We start from the raw sequence: 1,527 nt of genomic DNA, 5'->3' as shown, positions 1-1,527 counted from the left end.
CACAGGTTCGAGCCCTGTATGACTCATTCTCTATTAAATGCGTCTTAGAGAATGAAAAGCCAGCGGATGTGGCGGAATTGGCAGACGCACCAGATTTAGGATCTGGCGCCTTAGGGCGTGGGGGTTCAAGTCCCTTCATCCGCATTAACAACTTAATAGCCGGCTTAGCTCAGTTGGTAGAGCATCTGATTTGTAATCAGAGGGTCGAGGGTTCAAGTCCTTTAGCCGGCACCACGCGGAAATAGTTCAGAGGTAGAACATCACCTTGCCAAGGTGGGGGTCGCGGGTTCGAATCCCGTTTTCCGCTTAGCCAATAATGGCCCTTGCCGGGGTGGCGGAATTGGCAGACGCACAGGACTTAAAATCCTGCGGGTAGTGATACCCGTACCGGTTCGACCCCGGTCCTCGGCATTCAAGCTTAGGCTTGGAAATAACTGAATAGGCACCCATAGCTCAATTGGATAGAGTACTTGACTACGAATCAAGCGGTTGCAGGTTCGACTCCTGCTGGGTGTATTATATAAACGGGAAGTAGCTCAGCTTGGTAGAGCACTTGGTTTGGGACCAAGGGGTCGCAGGTTCGAATCCTGTCTTCCCGATTATATTATAATGGGGCCTTAGCTCAGCTGGGAGAGCGCCTGCTTTGCACGCAGGAGGTCAGCGGTTCGATCCCGCTAGGCTCCATTTTTTTATATATTGGCGGTGTAGCTCAGCTGGCTAGAGCGTCCGGTTCATACCCGGGAGGTCAGGGGTTCGATCCCCTTCGCCGCTATAGACATGGACCTTTAGCTCAGGTGGTTAGAGCAGGCGGCTCATAACCGCCCGGTCGTAGGTTCGAGTCCTACAAGGTCCATTCTCTTGCCAGTTTGGGCATAATGGAGGATTACCCAAGTCCGGCTGAAGGGAACGGTCTTGAAAACCGTCAGGCGTGTAAAAGCGTGCAAGGGTTCGAATCCCTTATCCTCCTTTCCATTATCGCGGAGTGGAGAAGTTGGCATCTCGTCGGGCTCATAACCCGAAGGTCGCAGGTTCGAGTCCTGCCTCCGCAATATTGCGGGTGTAGTTTAGTGGTAAAACCACAGCCTTCCAAGCTGTTGTCGCGAGTTCGATTCTCGTCACCCGCTTAACTTTATATAATGAAGGGCCTATAGCTCAGCTGGTTAGAGCGCACCCCTGATAAGGGTGAGGTCGATGGTTCGAGTCCATTTAGGCCCATTGCAATAAAATATTAGAATGGTGGGGAAGTACTCAAGAGGCTGAAGAGGCGCCCCTGCTAAGGGTGTAGGTCGGGTAAACCGGCGCGAGGGTTCAAATCCCTCCTTCTCCGTTCTTTTTATTGCCTTAACTTAGCTGGTCCGTTGGTCAAGTGGTTAAGACACCGCCCTTTCACGGCGGTAACACGGGTTCGAATCCCGTACGGATCATTTTAATATCTCGGAGGATTACCCAAGTCCGGCTGAAGGGAACGGTCTTGAAAACCGTCAGGCGTGTAAAAGCGTGCAAGGGTTCGAATCCCTTATCCTCCTT

General features: G+C 52.1%; 16 tRNA genes. All 16 read left to right on the top strand.

The features are described 5' to 3' along the window. Nucleotides 1-62: 62 nt before the first annotated feature. The 16 genes from HMPREF3093_RS06210 to HMPREF3093_RS06135 all read left to right on the top strand — a co-directional run bounded on the left by HMPREF3093_RS06210 (nucleotide 63) and on the right by HMPREF3093_RS06135 (nucleotide 1,526). Nucleotides 63-144: transfer RNA gene (locus HMPREF3093_RS06210), tRNA-Leu, on the top strand. Between the two features lie 14 nt (nucleotides 145-158). Beyond that, nucleotides 159-234 (top strand) — tRNA-Thr (locus HMPREF3093_RS06205). Between the two features lies 1 nt (nucleotide 235). Further along, nucleotides 236-307 (top strand) — tRNA-Gly (locus HMPREF3093_RS06200). Between the two features lie 18 nt (nucleotides 308-325). After that, nucleotides 326-411: transfer RNA gene (locus HMPREF3093_RS06195), tRNA-Leu, on the top strand. A gap of 31 nt (nucleotides 412-442) precedes the next feature. Further along, a tRNA-Arg gene (locus HMPREF3093_RS06190) sits at nucleotides 443-516 on the top strand. 9 nt (nucleotides 517-525) lie between these two features. Continuing rightward, a tRNA-Pro gene (locus HMPREF3093_RS06185) sits at nucleotides 526-599 on the top strand. A gap of 12 nt (nucleotides 600-611) precedes the next feature. Further along, nucleotides 612-684: transfer RNA gene (locus HMPREF3093_RS06180), tRNA-Ala, on the top strand. A gap of 14 nt (nucleotides 685-698) precedes the next feature. Next, a tRNA-Met gene (locus HMPREF3093_RS06175) sits at nucleotides 699-772 on the top strand. 7 nt (nucleotides 773-779) lie between these two features. Continuing rightward, nucleotides 780-853: transfer RNA gene (locus tag HMPREF3093_RS06170), tRNA-Ile, on the top strand. Nucleotides 854-877: 24 nt separating this feature from the next. Beyond that, nucleotides 878-967, top strand: a tRNA-Ser gene (locus HMPREF3093_RS06165). Nucleotides 968-976: 9 nt separating this feature from the next. Continuing rightward, a tRNA-Met gene (locus HMPREF3093_RS06160) sits at nucleotides 977-1,049 on the top strand. Between the two features lie 4 nt (nucleotides 1,050-1,053). Continuing rightward, nucleotides 1,054-1,124 (top strand) — tRNA-Gly (locus HMPREF3093_RS06155). A 17-nt stretch (nucleotides 1,125-1,141) separates the two neighbouring features. Then, a tRNA-Ile gene (locus HMPREF3093_RS06150) sits at nucleotides 1,142-1,215 on the top strand. 23 nt (nucleotides 1,216-1,238) lie between these two features. Then, nucleotides 1,239-1,327 (top strand) — tRNA-Ser (locus tag HMPREF3093_RS06145). 25 nt (nucleotides 1,328-1,352) lie between these two features. After that, nucleotides 1,353-1,424: transfer RNA gene (locus HMPREF3093_RS06140), tRNA-Glu, on the top strand. A gap of 12 nt (nucleotides 1,425-1,436) precedes the next feature. After that, nucleotides 1,437-1,526, top strand: a tRNA-Ser gene (locus HMPREF3093_RS06135). The last annotated feature ends 1 nt before the right edge of the window (nucleotide 1,527 follow it).

Source organism: Abiotrophia sp. HMSC24B09 (assembly GCF_001815865.1).
GTDB lineage: Bacteria > Bacillota > Bacilli > Lactobacillales > Aerococcaceae > Abiotrophia.
Note: the sequence above shows the minus strand (reverse complement) of the source record. Positions and strands in the feature narration are given on the sequence as shown.